Origin of the sequence: Saccharothrix tamanrassetensis (assembly GCF_014203665.1) — a bacterium.
In the GTDB taxonomy this organism is placed as follows: Bacteria; Actinomycetota; Actinomycetes; order Mycobacteriales; family Pseudonocardiaceae; genus Actinosynnema; species Actinosynnema tamanrassetense.
This window is the reverse complement of sequence record NZ_JACHJN010000012.1, coordinates 23,452-41,043: the sequence shown is the minus strand read 5'-3', so window position 1 is coordinate 41,043 and position 17,592 is coordinate 23,452. Positions and strand designations below refer to the sequence as shown.

Annotated in this window: 16 protein-coding genes and 1 tRNA gene; 7 read left to right on the top strand and 10 right to left on the bottom strand. The window is 64.3% G+C overall.

Features of this window, described 5'->3' with window-relative positions:
• The first annotated feature begins 32 nt into the window (after positions 1 to 32).
• The 3 genes from FHS29_RS30755 (at position 33) to FHS29_RS30745 (ending at position 2,160) form a co-directional block, all read left to right on the top strand.
• A complete protein-coding gene (locus tag FHS29_RS30755) occupies positions 33 to 575 on the top strand; it encodes an SRPBCC family protein (protein ID WP_184696730.1) in 543 nt (180 codons plus the stop codon).
• Positions 572 to 1,747 (top strand): zinc-dependent alcohol dehydrogenase, encoded by a 1,176-nt coding sequence (locus FHS29_RS30750; protein ID WP_184696728.1) that lies wholly within the window; start codon positions 572 to 574, stop codon positions 1,745 to 1,747. The genes FHS29_RS30755 and FHS29_RS30750 overlap by 4 nt, the downstream gene beginning before the upstream one ends.
• Positions 1,748 to 2,077: 330 nt before the next feature.
• Positions 2,078 to 2,160: transfer RNA gene (locus FHS29_RS30745), tRNA-Leu, on the top strand.
• On the opposite strand, the gene FHS29_RS30740 is transcribed toward FHS29_RS30745, so the two are convergent.
• The 5 genes from FHS29_RS30740 to FHS29_RS30720 all read right to left on the bottom strand — a co-directional run bounded on the left by FHS29_RS30740 (position 2,142) and on the right by FHS29_RS30720 (position 7,394).
• The gene (locus FHS29_RS30740; protein ID WP_184696726.1) at positions 2,142 to 3,899 is read right to left on the bottom strand and encodes a recombinase family protein; all 1,758 of its coding nucleotides are present in this window, start codon (positions 3,897 to 3,899) and stop codon (positions 2,142 to 2,144) included. The two genes, FHS29_RS30745 and FHS29_RS30740, sit on opposite strands and share 19 nt — an antisense overlap.
• Positions 3,900 to 4,037: 138 nt before the next feature.
• The gene (locus FHS29_RS30735) at positions 4,038 to 6,128 is read right to left on the bottom strand and encodes a cell division protein FtsK (RefSeq protein WP_184696724.1); all 2,091 of its coding nucleotides are present in this window, start codon (positions 6,126 to 6,128) and stop codon (positions 4,038 to 4,040) included.
• Positions 6,125 to 6,739, bottom strand: coding sequence for a hypothetical protein (locus tag FHS29_RS30730; RefSeq protein ID WP_184696721.1), 615 nt, complete (start codon positions 6,737 to 6,739; stop codon positions 6,125 to 6,127). Before FHS29_RS30730 ends, FHS29_RS30735 begins: the two co-directional genes overlap by 4 nt.
• The gene (locus tag FHS29_RS30725; RefSeq protein ID WP_184696720.1) at positions 6,736 to 7,068 is read right to left on the bottom strand and encodes a hypothetical protein; all 333 of its coding nucleotides are present in this window, start codon (positions 7,066 to 7,068) and stop codon (positions 6,736 to 6,738) included. The genes FHS29_RS30730 and FHS29_RS30725 overlap by 4 nt, the downstream gene beginning before the upstream one ends.
• The gene (locus FHS29_RS30720; protein ID WP_184696718.1) at positions 7,065 to 7,394 is read right to left on the bottom strand and encodes a WhiB family transcriptional regulator; all 330 of its coding nucleotides are present in this window, start codon (positions 7,392 to 7,394) and stop codon (positions 7,065 to 7,067) included. The genes FHS29_RS30725 and FHS29_RS30720 overlap by 4 nt, the downstream gene beginning before the upstream one ends.
• Positions 7,395 to 7,740: 346 nt before the next feature.
• On the opposite strand from FHS29_RS30720, the gene FHS29_RS30715 reads away from it, so the two are divergent.
• From FHS29_RS30715 to FHS29_RS30705, 3 genes are all read left to right on the top strand, one after another.
• Positions 7,741 to 8,124 (top strand): helix-turn-helix domain-containing protein, encoded by a 384-nt coding sequence (locus FHS29_RS30715; RefSeq protein ID WP_184696715.1) that lies wholly within the window; start codon positions 7,741 to 7,743, stop codon positions 8,122 to 8,124.
• Positions 8,125 to 8,261: 137 nt separating this feature from the next.
• The gene (locus FHS29_RS30710) at positions 8,262 to 9,830 is read left to right on the top strand and encodes a helix-turn-helix domain-containing protein (protein ID WP_184696713.1); all 1,569 of its coding nucleotides are present in this window, start codon (positions 8,262 to 8,264) and stop codon (positions 9,828 to 9,830) included.
• Positions 9,827 to 10,177, top strand: a complete 351-nt coding sequence (locus tag FHS29_RS30705) for a signal peptidase I (protein WP_312865175.1) — start codon at positions 9,827 to 9,829, stop codon at positions 10,175 to 10,177. The genes FHS29_RS30710 and FHS29_RS30705 overlap by 4 nt, the downstream gene beginning before the upstream one ends.
• On the opposite strand, the gene FHS29_RS30700 is transcribed toward FHS29_RS30705, so the two are convergent.
• From FHS29_RS30700 to FHS29_RS30690, 3 genes are all read right to left on the bottom strand, one after another.
• Complete coding sequence (locus FHS29_RS30700) at positions 10,166 to 11,719, bottom strand: transcriptional regulator (RefSeq protein ID WP_312865174.1); 1,554 nt, start codon at positions 11,717 to 11,719, stop codon at positions 10,166 to 10,168. The two genes, FHS29_RS30705 and FHS29_RS30700, sit on opposite strands and share 12 nt — an antisense overlap.
• Before the next feature lie 352 nt (positions 11,720 to 12,071).
• Positions 12,072 to 12,455: a hypothetical protein gene (locus FHS29_RS30695; RefSeq protein WP_184696709.1), complete on the bottom strand. Its 384-nt coding sequence runs from the start codon at positions 12,453 to 12,455 to the stop codon at positions 12,072 to 12,074.
• Positions 12,452 to 12,667, bottom strand: coding sequence for a hypothetical protein (locus FHS29_RS30690; protein ID WP_184696707.1), 216 nt, complete (start codon positions 12,665 to 12,667; stop codon positions 12,452 to 12,454). Before FHS29_RS30690 ends, FHS29_RS30695 begins: the two co-directional genes overlap by 4 nt.
• Positions 12,668 to 13,421: 754 nt before the next feature.
• On the opposite strand from FHS29_RS30690, the gene FHS29_RS30685 reads away from it, so the two are divergent.
• The gene (locus FHS29_RS30685) at positions 13,422 to 14,000 is read left to right on the top strand and encodes a hypothetical protein (protein ID WP_184696705.1); all 579 of its coding nucleotides are present in this window, start codon (positions 13,422 to 13,424) and stop codon (positions 13,998 to 14,000) included.
• Between the two features lie 59 nt (positions 14,001 to 14,059).
• On the opposite strand, the gene FHS29_RS30680 is transcribed toward FHS29_RS30685, so the two are convergent.
• Positions 14,060 to 15,589 (bottom strand): reverse transcriptase domain-containing protein, encoded by a 1,530-nt coding sequence (locus tag FHS29_RS30680; protein WP_184696703.1) that lies wholly within the window; start codon positions 15,587 to 15,589, stop codon positions 14,060 to 14,062.
• Positions 15,590 to 15,798: 209 nt separating this feature from the next.
• Positions 15,799 to 17,406, bottom strand: a complete 1,608-nt coding sequence (locus tag FHS29_RS30675; RefSeq protein ID WP_376774486.1) for a recombinase family protein — start codon at positions 17,404 to 17,406, stop codon at positions 15,799 to 15,801.
• Positions 17,407 to 17,592 lie beyond the last annotated feature (186 nt).

Genomic DNA, 17,592 nt, shown 5'->3' with positions numbered 1-17,592 from the left:
AGTGGTGCGGAGCTCACGCCAAGTGAGGATCCATGGAACTGACGGCTACGACCACCATTCGCAAACCCCCGCCGGAGGTCTACGCGTTCTGGCGCGACCTGGAGAACCTCCCGACGTTCATGGCGCACCTCGAAGAGGTCCGCACCACCGGTGACCGGACGAGCCACTGGGTCGCCGATGCCCCGTTCGGCAAGAACGTCGAGTGGGACGCGGAGATCATCGACGAGAGGCCCACCGAGAAGATCAGGTGGCAGTCGACCGGCGACGCCGACGTGCCCAACACCGGTGCGGTCTGGTTCGTGCCCGCCCCGGACGGCGTGAGCACCGAGGTGCACGTCGTCCTGGTGTACGAGATCCCGGGCGGCGCAATCGGCAAGGCGGTCGCGAAGTACTTCGGCGAGGAACCGCACCAGCAGCTCGACGACGACCTGCGCCGGCTCAAGCAGGTGCTGGAGACCGGCGAGGTCGTCCGGTCCGACGGCGCCCCTTGGGGCAAGCGGGCGCGCGGGGAGTTCCCGCAGCGTCCGGCGCAGCCGCTGTCGGACGCCGAACTGGAGAAGGGAGCGGACGCGTGAAGGCGAACACCTGGGCGGGCCGCAACAAGGTCGAGGTCCGTGACGTGCCGGACCCGAAGATCCTGAACGACCGCGATGCCATCGTCCGGATCACCTCCACCGCGATCTGCGGCTCGGACCTGCACCTGGTCGACGGCTACGTGCCCACCATGCAGGACGGCGACATCCTGGGGCACGAGTTCATGGGCGAGGTGATCGAGGTCGGCCGGGGCGTCGATCCGGGACGGCTGCGCGTCGGGGACCGGGTCGTCGTGCCGTTCCCGATCAGCTGCGGCGCGTGCGGCGCCTGCTCCGCCGAGCTGTACTCCTGCTGCGAGAACTCGAACCCGAACGCGGGGATCGCGGAGAAGATGTTCGGACACCCGGTCGCGGGGATCTTCGGCTACTCGCACCTGACCGGCGGCTTCGCCGGCGGTCAGGCGCAGTACGCGCGGGTGCCGTTCGCCGACGTCGGCCCGTTGAAGATCGAGTCGGACCTGACCGACGAGCAGGTGCTGTTCCTCTCCGACATCCTGCCCACCGGCTACATGGGTGCCGAGATGTGCGACATCCAGTCCAGCGACGTGGTGGCGGTCTGGGGTGCGGGACCGGTCGGCCAGTTCGCCATGGACAGCGCCCGGGTCCTCGGCGCCGCGAAGGTCATCGCCATCGACAAGGAGCCCTACCGGCTGCGAATGGCGGAACGGGCGGGCCACACGCCGGTCAACTTCGAAGAGGTCGACGTGCGCTCCCGGCTGCTGGAACTGACCGGCGGGCGCGGACCGGACAAGTGCATCGACGCGGTCGGCCTGGAAGCCACCCACGGCAGCGCACACATCGCCGCGTACGACCGGGTCAAGCAGGCCGTGCGGTCGGAGACCGAACGCCCCCACGCGCTGCGCCAGGCGATCTTGTCGTGCCGCAGCGGCGGCGTGGTCTCGGTGATCGGCGTGTACGGCGGCCTGCTGGACAAGTTCCCCGCCGGCGCGTGGATGAACCGGTCGCTGACCCTGCGGACCGGGCAATGCCACGTGCAGCGCTACATGAAGCCGCTGCTGGAGCGCATCGAGCGCGGGGAGATCGACCCGACCCGGATCATCACCCACACCCTGGCGCTGGACGAGGCAGAACGCGGCTTCGAACTCTTCAAGAACAAGCAGGACGACTGCGAGAAGGTCGTCCTCAAACCCTGACGGCCATCCGCGTCCGGCCACCGGAGCAAGCACGGTGGCCGGACGCGGCAGCTATTCGGCCACCGCCGCCTTGGGCACGTACGGGCGGCGGATGGCCTGACGGCGGCCGACGTGCACGCCATGATCGACCCGCTGGGAGACGTCGGAGCGGCGTCCGACCTGTTCACGGCATGGCGGGGCCACGTCCGAGGCGCCCCGCCGACATCCCGCACGAACACCCACTGCCCCGCCGTGAACAGCGGAAACGCGCACAACCGGCGTCACAGCCACCCCGATTTGGACCACGAAATACGATCATGTAATCTATGGCCACACCACGGCGAGAGCCGGGTCCGGGTGGCGGAATGGCAGACGCGCTAGCTTGAGGTGCTAGTCCCCGAAAGGGGGTGGGGGTTCAAGTCCCCCCTCGGACACGAGCACTATTCACATAGCCCACTGGCTTGATCATCACATCAGCCACGTGGGCTTTGTCTTTGTAGAGAACTTGCAGGTCAAGACCCTGGTAGACCTTGAGCAGACTCTCCGTCTTGGTGTCCTTGAGCGCCGCTCCGACGTCTCCCAGCGAGTCGATCATGGCGTGCACTCCGGCCGCTGTGAGGGTGTCCGGCGGTGGAGTGCCCTCCAGTTCGGCCTTGGCCGCCGCCCGCACCGCTTGTGCCTCGTTCATGGGCTCTACCAGCGCCATCGGGTCAATTCCCGCCTTGATCGCTGCCTGGTAGCGACTCAGCTCCTGTTCTGACTTCGCCAGCCGCTTTCGCGCCGAATCGTGGTTCGTGGGGGTCACAGTCCCCTGTGAGTCGACCAACGCCGCCACAGTCCGGTCGACGTTCCTCGGGTCGAACAGCCCGCCCAACCACTTGTTGATCGCCACCAAGAGCACATCCTCACGGAGGTAGATCGTCGGCGGGTGGATGCCCAGCGCGGACGAACCGTTCGGCAACGTCCTTGCCGGGCACCGGTAGTACATCCCGCGCGCACGAGGACTGGCTTCCATCTTCCGTTCACAGACCGTGCACCGCAGCCGACCCCGGAACAGGTAGGTCTGTTTCGTCGGCCGCTCGGCGCGCTCTGTCTTTCGGGCCGTCTTCAGCCCGCCAGCGGACTTCGCCTTGCGGAGCAACTGCGCTTGCGTGAACTCCTCCACGCTGACGATCTCCGGGTGCGCCTGCCTACGTGAGCGGACGACGCGGTCAGCGCTCGCGCGCCGGAACCGGATCACGTTCCCGGCCGCCACGTCGTCCGGGTCGAGCAGCATCTCCTGACGCATCCAGCGCCCGAAGAACGCATAGCCGGTGTACCGGGGGTTGTCGAGAATCGCGCGCACGGTGCTGCCCTGCCAACCGTCACCGGGCCGGTGCGGGTTCTGATCCGGCCGCCGCGCCGAAGGACACGGAATCCGGTCCCGGTTCAACCCGGTGGCAATCGCCCGATCACCCCGGCCGTTCAGGTACTCGGCGAAGATCCGCCGCACCACCCACGCCGATCCCTCGTCAATCGCCAACACCCGCAACCGGTAGCCCTCAACAGCCTTGCGCGGGTTCGGATGCGGTCCGCCATCCACGGTCTCGTACCCGTACGGCGCGCGCCCGCCCTGGTGTCGCCCTTCGTTGAGCACCTGAGCATCCATAGCCGCCCGCACCCGCGCCTGGACGTGCTGACGCTCGGACTCACTCATGCCACCGAGCACACTCATCAGCATCTTGTGCGACGGGTTGCGCGGGTCGTACTTGCCGCCCAACTCCGGCACCCACAGATCCACCCCGTACGCGGCGAACCGGGGCGCGATCAACGAGAACTGATTGCCGAACCAGCACCGCGTGCCCTCACCCACGACCACGGCGTTCCATCCGCGATACGGGTTCTTCAACGCCGCCAACAACCGTGACGCCTCATCCCGCCGATCCCAGGGCACGGACCGCGACTGCCCGATATCGAAGAACTCCTCCACGATCACCCCGCCGAACGGCTCCACGAACTTCCGCCCGTTGCCGAACTGCCACCCGCGCGAAGTCTCCGGATCCTGGTTGTCCTCGGTCGAGCACCGGCCGTAACCCGCCATCGGCCCGATGCCATCCTCGACCGCGTCAGCCACTTCGATACCAAGCAGCTCGTCCAGCGTCGCCCACGGGTCTCGGCTGATTTCAGCAGTCACGGTCGCCCCCTGCCCGAGGTCCGTCCAAGACCTCCACGGTGGTCAGTTCGACCAGTATGGCAAGCAGAGCACGGCTGGTCACGGGCGTGAGCGGCGGTAGCGCGTCCGGCAGGTTCACCGTAACGTCCTCACCTGCGCTCATGGCTGTCCAGACCCCGGCGAGCCGATTTCATCGCCCACCCGATCGACAGCAGCACGGATGTCCGCCGTGAGGTAGCCACGGACCCTCCGCGCGCCGTCACCATCGGGCACGTACTGCCGCAACGGGCGGCAACCCAGCTCGCCCATCTCCCGCCCGAACGTGCCCGCCTCGACCTCCAGCGCCTCCACCAACTCGGCGGTAGGCACGAACTCCCGTTCGTCCAGGTCGTCCCCGAGGTAGTCCACAACGGCCGCCAACGGTTCGGGCAACTCGACCACCCACCCGTCAGCCGTTCCGCTCCCCAGCACCTGCACCAATGCCGCAGCATCAACCGACCGCACGGCATCGTCACCAACAGCGTGACCGGCCAGCGTCCCGGCCGCCTCCCGCAGCGCACGTCCCCGGTCGCAGATCAGCCGCCAGTCAGCGTTCGGCATGTAGTACGTCCGCACGGTCATGGCGACCATGTCAGCCCCAGCGTCCGTCTCACCGTCCGGCCGCAGGATGCCGACGCCCTTGTGACTCGGCAGCAGGGTCGAAGCGTCGAACCCACGCGTGTTCATCTGCTCGCCCAGCACGATGTTGGAGTCCCGCCAGTCCATCACCCGCAACGCGAACCGCGACCCCAACACCGCCCGCAACCGCGACGGAATGGTGTTCGAGTCTGGCCGCTGCGTTGCCAGGATGACCACCACACCAGCCGCCGGACCCTTGCGAACCAGGTAGGTCAACAAGTCCGCGATGTACGCGCCGAGCGTGGTCTTCTTGCCGCCCACCTGTTCCCGAGTCGGGTTCTCAAGGAAGACCTGAACCTCATCAATGATCACCGCCGTGATCGGCATCCCAAGGTCCACATCCCGCGAAATGGCCGGGGTGATCTTCGACTCGGGGCACACCTCATCGTCCAATGTGGCCATCCGCGCGTACCGAGACTGCACCTCTGCCACCAGCTCAACGAGGTGGTCCCGCACGGCGTAGGCGTGTGGCAGCTCGTCCCCGCACACGTACCGGTACGCGAGCTGTTCGGCTGCATCCCAGTCCTTGCCACCCTTGCCGTCGAACACATACAGCCGCGCGTACGGGTCCAGCACCAACCCAGCGGTAGCAAGCCGAGCAGCAAAGGTCTTGCCCTGCCTAGGTATCGCGCCCACAAGCAACGACGTCCACACCAATGGAAGATCAATCCGCCGGTTCCGCGCGTCTCGCCCGAACGGCGCCGGCCGCCATGCGTCCCACCACTCCACATCCAGCAGCGGAGTCCGCACCGGCGGACCGGCGTACGGGTCCTCATCCGCCACCCACAGGAACACCCGCCCGGCATGACCCCCACGACCACGCACGCGCTCAACGATGAGCTGAACCTCATCCACCGCCAGCGCCGACGCCAGCGCGTCCCGATTCTTGATCACATCGGCCGCCTTGCGCGTAGCCGGCAGGTCGACCGTCATAGCCCAACCGTCACCCGTCCGCCTGGCCCGCTCGACCAGCCGCAAGGCTTCGTCCTTGCCGATCAACTTCGCGTCCCGGAAGGCGTCCACCAACACCTGAGGGTTCATCGTCCACATCAGCGTGCGCGGCCCGGCGAGCACCGCCTTCCGCCCCGGCGAACCGTCCTTCCTCCGTCCAGTGACCGCCAACGCCACCGACGCAACACCCACCGCAGCCCACAGCACCAGCCACCCGTAGATCACATACGCCACAATCAGCGCCGCTGAGGTGGCAGCCACAACCACCCCGGTCACCTTCCAACGAAACAGTGTCAGTGCCCGGATCTCAACGAACTTGTCCGCCAACTTCTCCGACTGCTCCGCAGCCTCCCGATAGTCGCGCACCCGCACCCAACGCCGCCACGCACGAACCGCAACCACCGTTCCGCGACAAACCCCACCGAGGAACCGCCCCGGCAGCCGCATCAACCACCCGACTGCATCCCTTGCGGCATAACACAAACCTTCCCGAGACTTCAACGCCTGCGGGACACCAGACCAGCGTTGCCACCCGTTCCGCGATCGCTTGGCGAGCTGTGCCTGATCGGCAACCAACTCACCCTCATAGACAGGCCCCGTAGGAACCAGGTCACCACTCATGACCGGCCCCCTTCCTCGGTCAGCGTCGCCGCGAGCCGAGAGGACAACCCTCGCGAGCACCCGGTCACCTCACGAACCCACGCAGGCGTCACGACCACGTCCGGCGTGCGCGCTGCCCGCGCCACTTCGAGGTAGTCCGCGAAGGACGTCCTCGGCACAGGTGGAGTCGGCTCCTTCGGGCCAGTCGGCGCGGCGTTCGTCACCGCTGCGCCAAGCTTGTCCCGCAGCTCGGTCACTGCCTCAGCCGCAACGAACACAACCAGCGGCGGCACAGAGTGCAGCACCACGAGCGCAGCCGAACCGGCCATGAACGCACCCCAGGTGTTCATGACGTACGTGGCCGCAAGCGTGAACCACTTCGCGCCCCGCACCCATCCACCCATCCGCACGCCGTACCGAGCGGTCACCTGCTCAGCCCGCAGGATGGCCAACAACACCAGCGACACCATCGGGTCCAGCAGCCAAGCCGCAGACCACGCCAACGACCACACCGCCGCACCGGCCGCCGCGAACTGCTGGACGTTGGTCATCGTGAACGCCAGCCCCAGCAAGATCCCGGTCCAACACAACCGGTCCACCTGCACCGCCACCCGCTCAACCGACTCACTCATCGCCGCTCACCTCGGCCACGGCGCGGTTCATAGGTAGTGATCATCAGCGCCCGCGTCAACGTGTAGGACGCGAACAGCGCAGGCACCACGAGCACGGCCAAGAGCAGCCAACCATCCCCGCGATAGGTGACAACCACCCACTGAACGACCACGATCAACCCCGCGTTGATCACCACTCGACCGGCCAGCGACACCAACCGCACACCGCTTCGCGCAGCACGAGCGGTCGCCTTGGCCCGACGAACACCCGCCCGCCACACCAACAGCAGCACCAGGACCACGCCGAGCCCGGCCAACACCTGGACAGGCGTCACGCTGAGGGCGTTCATGAACGCGGCCCCCTCTCGGCGCGTTCACCACGTTGGAGCCAGTGCGGGTACAACTCCCGCCGGTCATCGGCCGACAACGCACCCCACACCCCAACGGTGTCCTCACCGGCCGTGCGCAACTCCAGTTCCAAGCACTCGTCCCGCACCGGGCAGCCGGCACACATCCGCGCGGCCAACTCCCGATCGGTCATCTCCTCATCGGCCCACGGCGGCACGTCCGTGAACGCCCACATGCACAAGCCATCACGCTCGACCAAGTCGGCGAGCAGGGCGGTAGGCACCCACCGAAGCCGATCAAGCTCCCAGGCAATAAAGATCAGGTTCACGGCGTACCCCCGGAACCGGGCTCACCGAGCAGCCGAACCAGCACGTTCGCCGGCACGACGTACCGGCCGCGCCGACACACCAGGCGAACCGTCCCCACCCGGACCGCGCGGTGAACGGTGGACGGCTCGACACCGAGCAGCCAAGCGGCCTGACGAACGGTGTAGCCGGAAGAAGGCAAAGAAGTCCTCATGAGAGAAGCCCTTCGATTGATGAGCTGACGATTTCAGCTCTAAAAAGGTGATTTAGGCGCACTTGATGACGCGTTTGATCAGGCGTTGCGTGTACGCACGACGCAACAGCGGAAGGCGGCTAATCTCAGCGCTGAGGCGGAGCGCGGAGGAATACGTGTCGGAGGACTGGGCGGCAGTCGCCAAGGCGATCAACCAGCGGGTGAACGAGCTGGGCTGGCGTCAACGGGAGCTTGCGGAACGCTCGCACGTCTCCCAAGCCATAGTCCGCGAGGTCCAACACCACACAGTCGAACGCCGCCGCAGCCCGCGAACCCTTGAGTCCCTCTCGACAGCGCTCGGCTGGCACCCGCAACACCTCGACGCGGTGCTGCACAACCGAAGGCCACCAGAAGCCGACGAACCTGTGACAGACCCGGCCGACAGCCTGTGGTCCCGTTTGGACAGCGTTGAGCAACGGCTGAGCGAGATCACCGAACGCCTCGACGACCTCAAGTCGGACCTCGCGACCGTGATCGAACATGTCCGCGAACGCCGGTAGCCCAATGCGTTTCCGCTGGTTAGACCGCTTGTTTCCCATGCCGCTAATTCCACTGCGATTCGCGGCTGGAACCCATGCACCACCGATGCACAACCAGTGCAGGTTCAATGCATATCGCGCGCGGGGGTAGCGACGAGATGAGCTTGAACGACGGCTGGACCGGCCGAACCGCGTCCGCCCTCCAAGCCGCTTTGCGCCTCACTCATGAGGCGTTCGCCGAACACCTCGGCGTAGGCGTCCGCACGGTCGCGTCCTGGCACCAGAAGCCGGACCTACGGCCGAAGTCCGAGATGCAACAGCTCCTCGACACGGCACTGGACCGCGCGGCCCCACCGGTCAAGGCCCGGTTCGCCGCACTCGCCAACGAACCGGCCCTAGACCTCCCGGAAGGCGCGGCGGCCGACGCCGAAGTGCGACTGAGCGCAGACCCGACCATCGTCGCCGCGCTCGATTGGCTGGACGAACACGCCCACTGGGAGCCAGGAACCGCCCGCCGGGAAGTCGCCGCGCGGCTCGTGCGCCTGGACGTTGGGGCACTGCACGACCGAGGCGTCCGGCGCGGCCGGGTCAACCAGCGCGACACGGCCCGAGCGCTTGCCGACTACTACGGCGAACCCACCGACGACCACGGCCGCTACACAGCCCGATTCGGCACCGTCGAAGCGTCCACCACGGTCCTCACCCGCCCAGACTGGCTCGACCTCGACTGCCCCCTACTGCCCAGCCACGACCGCCTCAAGCTCACGGGCGTAACCCCGGACGATGATCTAGCGATGGACGAGGAGACCGCCGGGCGTGCAGCTCAGCGGTTGGCCGAAACGCTGGCACTGGGAAACCGCATGGTCAACATGCCCCTGTTCCGGCTGCTGGACGTAGGCGTGCGCAAGCACGCGATCGCGGGTTCCGTTGGCGTGACGAGCTTTGTGGGATACGTGGTGACGATGGACCTGCTCGAAGGCGAGCTGGTCGACGCGCTCACCACCGGCCAACCCACTTCCCGCGGAACGCTGCCCCTGCGTGACGCCTACCTACCGGACCTCGCCGGCGCCCTCAACGTGTCCGACCGAATGTGCGCCGGCGGCGCCCTCGCCCTTACAGCCATCGCACGCCCGGCCGACCCCTTCCGAGGCGCAGCGGACTACCTCCTGCTGGTGCAGGAACGCTCAGGCCACGTGATCAACGCCGCACGCCGCTTGGCCGTCATCCCGAAAGGCTTCCACCAGCCACTGACGGACTTCCGCGCCGACGCACAGATCGGCGCAACGCTCCGCCGTGAGATGGAAGAGGAGCTGTTCGGCCGCGAAGACATCGACAACACCGTGGGAGAGCAGCGCCACGCCGACCCCATGCACCCCAGCCGCCTGTCCGAGCCGATGCGCTGGCTCATGTCCGGCCCCGGTCGCCTACGCATGGAGTGCACCGGCTTCGGGCTCAACCTGGTGAGCGGCAACTTCGAGTTCGCCAGCCTGGTCGTCATCGAAGACGAGGAGTTTTGGACCCGCTACGGCGGTCAGGTTCGAGCCAACTGGGAGTCCTCGAACCTGCGCCAGTACTCCAGCCTGGACGCCGAGCTGCTGGAAGAACTCGGCAACGACGTAGCGTGGAGCAACGAAGGGCTGTTCGCGCTCATGCAAGGTCTCCGCCGACTACGCGAGATCGGCGGAGACCGCGTCAACCTGCCAACCATCGAATGGGAGATCAAGTGACCGCCAACTGGCAGGCTGGAAACGCCACCGAGGACGGCAGCGACACGCGCGGCTGGCTGGTCGGCCACTTCATCGACCCGTCACAGGGCATCCGCTCTCAGAAGGACGTAGAGGTCAAGTGGGCCAACCACCCAGCCGGTGACAAGCGCCCGGACTGGACAGCGGACGACCAGCGGACCACCCTGGTTTTCCTTGTGCAGGGCCACTTCCGAGTAGACACCACCGAGGGCAACTCCACCATGACGCGCCCCGGCGACTACATCATGTGGGGTCCAGGCGTCGACCACTCGTGGGAAGCCTTGGCGGACTCCACTGTCATGACCGTCCGCTGGCCGTCACAGACCTGACAGCTCAACGGCCGGCAAGTCCACCCGCGTCCCACCGATCTCCCGAAGCCGCCGAAGTCCTTGGAGCAACGCGAACAGCCCTTCGTTGCTCCAAGACTCGCGCGCCACCAGATCGTCAACCAGCTCGCCGTCAAGGCTCGAATAGAGCTGCAACCCAGCCGCTTCCCAGTTCGCCTCAACCTGACCGCCAAACCGTGGCCAGAACTCCTCATCCTCGATGACGACCAGGCTGGCGAACTCATAGTTCCCACTCACCAGGTTGAACCCAAACCCAGTGCACTCCATCCGCATCCGGCCGGGCTCCTCAGCAAGCCAACGCATCGGCGCTGACCAACGCCCCGGATGCATCGGCGAAGCCGCACGACTCTCCCCGGTAGTGGTATCCACCTCCGCGCGCCCAAACAGCTCCTCTTCCATCTCCCGAAGCAGCGTCGCGCTCACCGCCACATCACCCCGAACGTCGTTGAGCCGCTGATGAAAGCCCTTCGGGATGACCGCAAGCCGTCCAGCCGCATTGAGCACATGCTCAGACCGCTCCTGCACCAGCAGCGCGTAGTCAGGCTCACCCCGAAACCGATCACGGGGCCGCGCGATGGCACACAGCGCCAGCACCCCACCTGCACACGTACGCGCCGGCAAGTCGAGCACGGCCCCCAGATCCGGCAGGTACTCATCCCGCAACGGCAAGCCGCCATGACGCCGGCTAACAGCGTCAACCAGTTCGCCTTCAAGAAGATCAACCGTCAGCGCGTACTCAACGAACGGCACCAACCCCACCGTGCCCACCAGCGGGTCGCCCTGCTCGATCTCCAACAGCCGGTACAGCGGAAGGTTCGCCACCCGCACCCCTAGTGCGGCCGACTCGGCAAGCTTCGAAGCCGCCGCGTGAGCCATCGCACCACCCAGCTCAGGCCGCGCAGTCTCCTTGTCCCACAACAACCTCATCCGCTCGCTACCGTCTGCCAGCGGTCGAACCGCAGCCCACCACTCCGGCGCACCGAAGATCGTCGTCTTAACGCCCTGATCGCCGAGCCGAACCCGGTACGTGTCGTACCCGTCCACCCCATCGCGGTAGTAGTGAGCCAGCGTCCGCACAAGTTGCCGACGCCCAACCCTGCCCCGCGTCGCGCGCCGATCGAGCAAGGCACCAGACTCCAACCCGGACAGTCCAGACCGGACCTCAGCGCGACTCGTGCCAGCCGACCACCCGGCCCGATCGTCCAGCCAGTCAAGCGCCGCCGCGAACTCAACGTCCGCGCGGACAGGCGGCTCAGCAGTCGCGATCCTCGCCAGACCATCGTCCGGCGAAGGCACGGCCAGCAGCTCCTCAATGCTGACCTCAAAGATGCTCTCCAACAGCCGAGCGGTCACCTGCCGAACCGGCCCCAACGGCTCCCCAGACGACTTGCGCCCGGCCGCCAGGCGCTGAAGGTGCCGAAGCCCCAACGTGCCCGGTTCACCGCGCTCACGGGCGAACGTCTCGGCGTACTCGGCGAACTCCTCCAAGGTCATCCGCCGCTCACGAATCTTCTGCTCAAGCACCGTGCGAGGCGTCCGCATAGCCCCGCCTCCCATCACGTCAGACCAAGATCAGAGCTGACTGAGCGCTGACCACCTCTTGATTTCAGTCTGACATGCCCAGGCGTACTTGATTCCAAGCCATGCCCGTAGAGATCAGATAGGCGTCCCCGCAGCCGTCCCGCGTGTCCCGCCGACCACCATCGCGGGACACCTCTCAAATCCGCACTGAACAGCGCAAACACCCCTTCGGGACACTGGGACGCGTACCCGTAACCCCGTCCCGACGTGCACAAAACGGCTGTGGGCGGCACATCCAAAGATGCACCGCCCACAGCCGTCCCGTCCCACCCACTCCAACAGCGGAACGGTGCCCCTACCTCATGAGCAACTTCTGAACCACCAAGTCAGGCGTCACCCACACAACCCGCGCCGCCACCTCGTCCGACTTGCCGTAAGGCTTGAGCGCTTCCTCCGCCGTCTCGAACGTGCCGCAGGCCTTCCCATCCGCCGACACCACGTGCACCCACTCGTCGGCAGACACCCCGTAGCCCATCACCCGAGCGATCTCCGGGTTCGCCACCTCGTACTCCACCACAGTGAACAAGCTGGGAGCCGACGCCATGACCATGTCCACCACCGCCGGGTCATACACCTCAGAACTGAGGAACCCCGCAGCACGCCGAGCCTCCGCCACCTGCTCCTCCGTCACGCCGTCCCCGGACTCCACCGAAGCCGTCACAGCCGCTATGCCCATCACGTTCCCTCCATACGATGCCGACCAACAGACGACGGCCCCTCAAGCGCAGCCAGAAGCTCTTCCCGCGCCCAAACAGCCGCCGCAGCGCTCTCCACGCACTGCCGCACATACCGCCGACCAAGGGCGACGACGTAGAGCGGAGGCAACACCAACCAGACGAGGAACAACACGATCCCGCCCACGTCGATGCTCAAAGCACTCCACATCTTCACCGCCTCCTCCTCCAACTGAATGCAGTGACGAAACTATGCAGTATTTGCACCTATTGGGATGACACGCGCATGGCATGTGACGACATAAGGTGACCCGGAAGTCGTGAGGTTCGGGAGCGTGAAGATGGTTATATGACGCCCCAATGACCGTGCTTGATTGCGTTGATGAAGTTCTGTTGTGAACACCTAGCTCTTGAAGAAGATCTCCAAAAGATATCGTCGTCACTAGCCGCAAGGCTTGGAATTACCTGGGTTGAGACGTCGGTCTCCGATCCGTGCGCCAGACTATTCCGTACGGCAGTCGCGCATTCCCATATGTGGCTTGCATTCGGAGCGGCAGACTTGAGCCCCGCTGGTATGGGGTAAATCCCCGTGACGAGTTCATTTCCCAATGATTCCGGGAGGCTTCCAAAAAGATAGCCCAGGCGTTCGTTGAGGCGATAGTCGCCTCGACCGTCGATCCAACGAGTTAGCCACTTGTGATCGCGATTCTCGATGGAAGAGCAAGTTTTAGCGTGTCAAGTATTCCTTTCTTCTGGGATCGGTGTTCGCTGACTGGTACTGCACCCTGACCGAACCGTTCGCCGTGGAAGCTCTCCAAACTAGGAATCGTGAACATACTATCTGAAAGTCGCCGCCTAGTCGCAGGCCAGGAGATGACTCATCCGAAGCATATCCTGCCCGAGCGATTCACGTGCCCGACAGAAGCTTGTACACTACGCTCAACGGCAACAGCATAACGCGTGGAGATACCGTGAACGCTTCATGGCTAGCAGCAAGTGCAACAGTTTGCGCAACCGTACTGGCGGCACTATTTGCTTACATCAATACCAACAGAGTTCATCAGGCCCAGGAACGCCTCAAATGGATCAACGCCCAACTTGGCGAATTCTATGGTCCTCTCTATTCCATCGCACTGGCCGGAGAGGTTGCGTGGAAGCAATTTCGCATTCAGGTTCGCCCGGAGGGAGGGTATCTATTTGACTATGATCTCACCGAAGACGAGAAGCGGGAGTGGACACGTTGGATGAGCACTGTGATCATGCCAGCCAACAGGAGAATGTACGAGATTATAGTTACAAAATCGCACCTACTTGTGGGCGATGAAATGCCTCCGCTATTCCTACGCTTTTGCGCTCACGTTGCCAGCTACGAGGTACTCATCAAAAACTGGGAACAGAACGACTATTCGATAATCAACTCGCAAATCAAGTTCCCACAGGGTTACCGCGAGCAGATTTCTGAAACTTTCCTTTCCCTGAAGCGTCAGCAGCAGGACCTCCTGCAGCGCGTAGAACCTAGTCGTCGTCGCAGACTGCGCAGCTCGAAGTAAGATCACTAAGTTCACGACCCCACTTAGCGATCAAATCTGGAGTCTACCAATAAAGAAGTTCAGTCCGCGTAGCTCGCTATTACCTTCAATGCACGAAAGTCGGTCACTTCTAGCATCTTAAGCGTTGCATCGTTTTCCTGAATTTGCCCTAGCCACTTTCTTATAGTCGCACGCTTCTCACCAGCGCCCAGCGCAGCTAGCGCCATAACGCGAACAGAATGGGGCGTGCTGATATTCCTCATAGATGAACGCGCGATCGCACGGAGTTCAATGGGATCCCAAGCCGAAAGCCGTTGGCATGAAAGTGCCAGTTGAGGAAGTGAGGAGTTGGCGTCTGAAGCCATCCGTGCGAAAAAATCCCTCGTCCTCTTTTGTGGCTTCCTCCCACTAGAGAACATGCGGCCATACTGTGCAATGGACCATTGAAACGCCGCCCAGGGACTATTAACATATTCAAGATACCAATCCTGAAGGTCCCCCGCGTGAAAGTTTTCTTTAAACAATGGTGCTAGAACATCAGCACCATGGGGCATTCGATTAGCAGAGCTAAGCAGATCTTGCACTCGATAATTGATTCGATGATCGCGCATGCGCTTGGACATGAATTTCAGCGCTGTTCTGCTTGCCTTCTCAGGTGAGTCAAGAACGTTCTCAATAAGTTCTTCGAGCGGCTTTGACTTGCCGACAAATAGCGCTCCGTCAACAGCACTATGTTCGACCTCGCGTGCCTCCTTTGCGACATCCGACCCTTCCAACACATCCGTTTTTGCGGAGTTGAGGTTCAACCCTAGCGTTTGAGCAACCTGCTGCAGGTCTATCTGCGCTTGACGGGCTATACCCGGATCTTTGACGAACAGCCATATATCATCCATCCATCGCGCGAAGCTTTCATATCTAACCTTACTACTGATTACCCGGGGTAGCGGCTTCGCATATACATGCAGGACATCGTCAAGAGCGCTTAGGAACATGTTTGCCAGTGCTGACGACGCAGTCGAGCGCTGAGGAATGCCCGATCGATCAGGTATCTCACTGAAGCCTTCCAGCATCGATACGAGCCGTTTAGAAACTGCGCCCGATGACGACTGCTCTTCGATTTGATCGGCAAGCATTTGAACCGGAATGCTCGCAAAACACGACACGATATCTGTCTTTAGAGCGACAGGATACACACCTGCTAGCGAGCTCAAATGCGCACGATAGAGATTCCACTGCGTCTTGTTACGCGAGAAGACTCCGTTCTTCGGTTCAACTGCATGGAGTCGCCACCCAAAGGAACTTGGGCTAAGTTTGCCAATAAGATCAACGCTGAGTCGATCGATCAGCGCCTGGTAAGTAATCCTATCCAGCGGATCTAGAACCACAGCCGGTCTCGATCCCCAGTTTTCCTTTGGAACGTCAATCAGGGACACTTGACGTGATCGGACGGCCTTACAATTCTCCACAAAGAGATCCTGTTTCTTGCCCAGCAAGAACCCAAGCTCTGGCCAGCCCCAAGGATCACGATGCCAGTCGCCTGTGAATTCGTGACGCACATTCGCCGTGGCTTTCTCGATGTCTAGCGCCCTAAGCCAGTCAACAGCACCCATCAGCAAATTATCTCAAACGTGTACTCATCTGTCGCCAGCAGGGGTGGGCGAGGCTACGCTCAGCAGCATCCGGTTTACTGGAGTCGATGCGAACTGAACATGGCTCGAAGATGTTCGTTCGCGCCACTTGCGCATGCTAGATCAAGCCGTGTGGATAGTGAACAAGTCGCTCCTCGGACACATAATTTGCCCCACGATGTAATTCCAGGTCAGCTGGGTTGCGTCGTGGGGTTTCGTGTTTCCGGCATCGCGTCGAGCCTACCTGTTGGGCCTCGCTCGTGGGGGGTATGCCGGTGTGACGGCAGAAGGAGCGGGCGGCGCCCGGCTCTGCGCGCGGAGACCTGGTGACGGTGACCGTCCGGGTTGTCGTACGACGATGGGTCGTCTCTGCGGGCCTGGGAAGCGTCGCGGAAGTGGGCGGTGCTGAGGGCGGTGCCGTGGATCCTGGCGCGGTGGTGCCGTCGCTGTGGCGCGGCGGGGCGGCTCGGGCGGGTTTGTGCCTGGCGAGGTTGTCGCATGGGGTGGTGTGCGATCCGAGCCGTTGCGCTGTCGCTCTGGCATGTGGGTGTCTCGGGCTGGTCGGCTTCCGAGGCGACCGTATGGCTCAGGGCCAGGAGGAGTTGTCCGCCTGCTTCGTGGCCGGTGTTCGAGGACGAGGCCCGGGCCGGTCGTGGTGTGGGGCGTCGGCGTGGTGTGCGCGCTCGGGTGGTGGTGCGGTCGAGCACAGTGACGCCGCCGGCATCGCAGCGGAAGGTCAGGTCGAGCTCGTCGACCAGCTGTGCGGTGTGGTCGGCGTCGGGGTTGTCGGCGATGCCTGCGGCGGTGAGGTGCGCGGCGATGCGGGCGAACAGGTGGTCTTCGCGGAGGTAGAGGTTGCGCGGTGTGTCCGCGGGGCGCGTGTGGGCGGTGGTGTGGCCGTGGCGGCATCGGTAGGCGGGGCGGCCGTGGGAGCGGTGGGAGTCCATCTTCCTCCCGCACAACCCGCACTGGAGTCGACCTGCCAACAGATAGACGTATTCACCGCCGTCGTCGTCGGCCCGACTGTTGCTCTGTCTGGTGGCCTGGATGGTCTGAGCGGTGACGAAGTCCTGTTCGGACACCAGTGGCACGTGGGCGATGCGGGTCGAGATCGCCCAGGCGTGCTGCTCGTTGCGGACGCTGGCGCGTCGACCACTGGGCGAGCGGGTGGCGCGGTCGGCGCTGGTGCGGTTCCACACCTGGTGGCCGGTGTACCGCGGATTGCCCAGGATCTCCACCACGGTGCGCAGCGACCAGCCAGGATCGACACGACCCGCGTTGCGTTCCGAGGTCGCGTGCGATGGGCTTGGCACTGCCTGTTCGTTGAGATGGCGGGCGATGCCCGCGGCGCTGTGCCCGGACAGACGCAAGGAGAAGATCAGTTTCACCACGGGCGCCGTGCCCGGTTTGGGGAGGAGCCGCTGCTGCCGCACCCCGCGCCGCGCTAGTGCCCGGTTCGGGTGTGGTCCGGCGTCGACGAGTCGGTACCCGTAGGGCGGTCTGCCGCCAAGGTAGCGGCCCTGCTCGACGGTCTGCATGCGCATGGCGGTGACGACCCGGTGCCTGGAGCGCAGCACCTCCGTCAGGGAGCGCTTCGCGAGCAGCGCCAGCAGTGCCTCGTGCGTGGGGTTGTCGAAGTCCACCGGCCCTTCGGCCTCCGGCAACCACAGCTGCACTCCGTACCGCTCCAGCACAGCCCGGAGTTCTCGGACTTGGGCGCCGTCGAGGAAGGCGCGCTCGTACTCGCCGACCACCAACGCGTCGACCCGGTCCGCGTTGGCCGCGATGTAGCGCAGCATTGCCGCGGCCCGAGGCCGCAGGTGCCATGGGACCTGCCGGGAGCATCCGACTTCGAAGTACTCGCCCACGATCACGCCGTGCTCTCGGGTGAGTCTGCGGCCGATGTCCAGTTGCCATGCCCGGGAGGTGCGCGGGTCCTGGTGCCTGGTGTTCGCGGGTGGAGGCTCGACCGTAGAACAGGAACC

Bases quoted from the DNA above. Each gene is read 5' to 3' on its own strand.
- FHS29_RS30755 (WP_184696730.1), top strand. From the start codon at position 33: ATGGAACTGACGGCTACGACCACCATTCGCAAACCCCCGCCGGAGGTC.
- FHS29_RS30735 (WP_184696724.1), bottom strand. From the start codon at position 6,128: ATGAGTGGTGACCTGGTTCCTACGGGGCCTGTCTATGAGGGTGAGTTG.
- FHS29_RS30730 (WP_184696721.1), bottom strand. From the start codon at position 6,739: ATGAGTGAGTCGGTTGAGCGGGTGGCGGTGCAGGTGGACCGGTTGTGT.
- FHS29_RS30725 (WP_184696720.1), bottom strand. From the start codon at position 7,068: ATGAACGCCCTCAGCGTGACGCCTGTCCAGGTGTTGGCCGGGCTCGGC.
- FHS29_RS30710 (WP_184696713.1), top strand. From the start codon at position 8,262: ATGAGCTTGAACGACGGCTGGACCGGCCGAACCGCGTCCGCCCTCCAA.
- FHS29_RS30680 (WP_184696703.1), bottom strand. From the start codon at position 15,589: ATGGGTGCTGTTGACTGGCTTAGGGCGCTAGACATCGAGAAAGCCACG.
- FHS29_RS30675 (WP_376774486.1), bottom strand. From the start codon at position 17,406: ATGCTGCGCTACATCGCGGCCAACGCGGACCGGGTCGACGCGTTGGTG.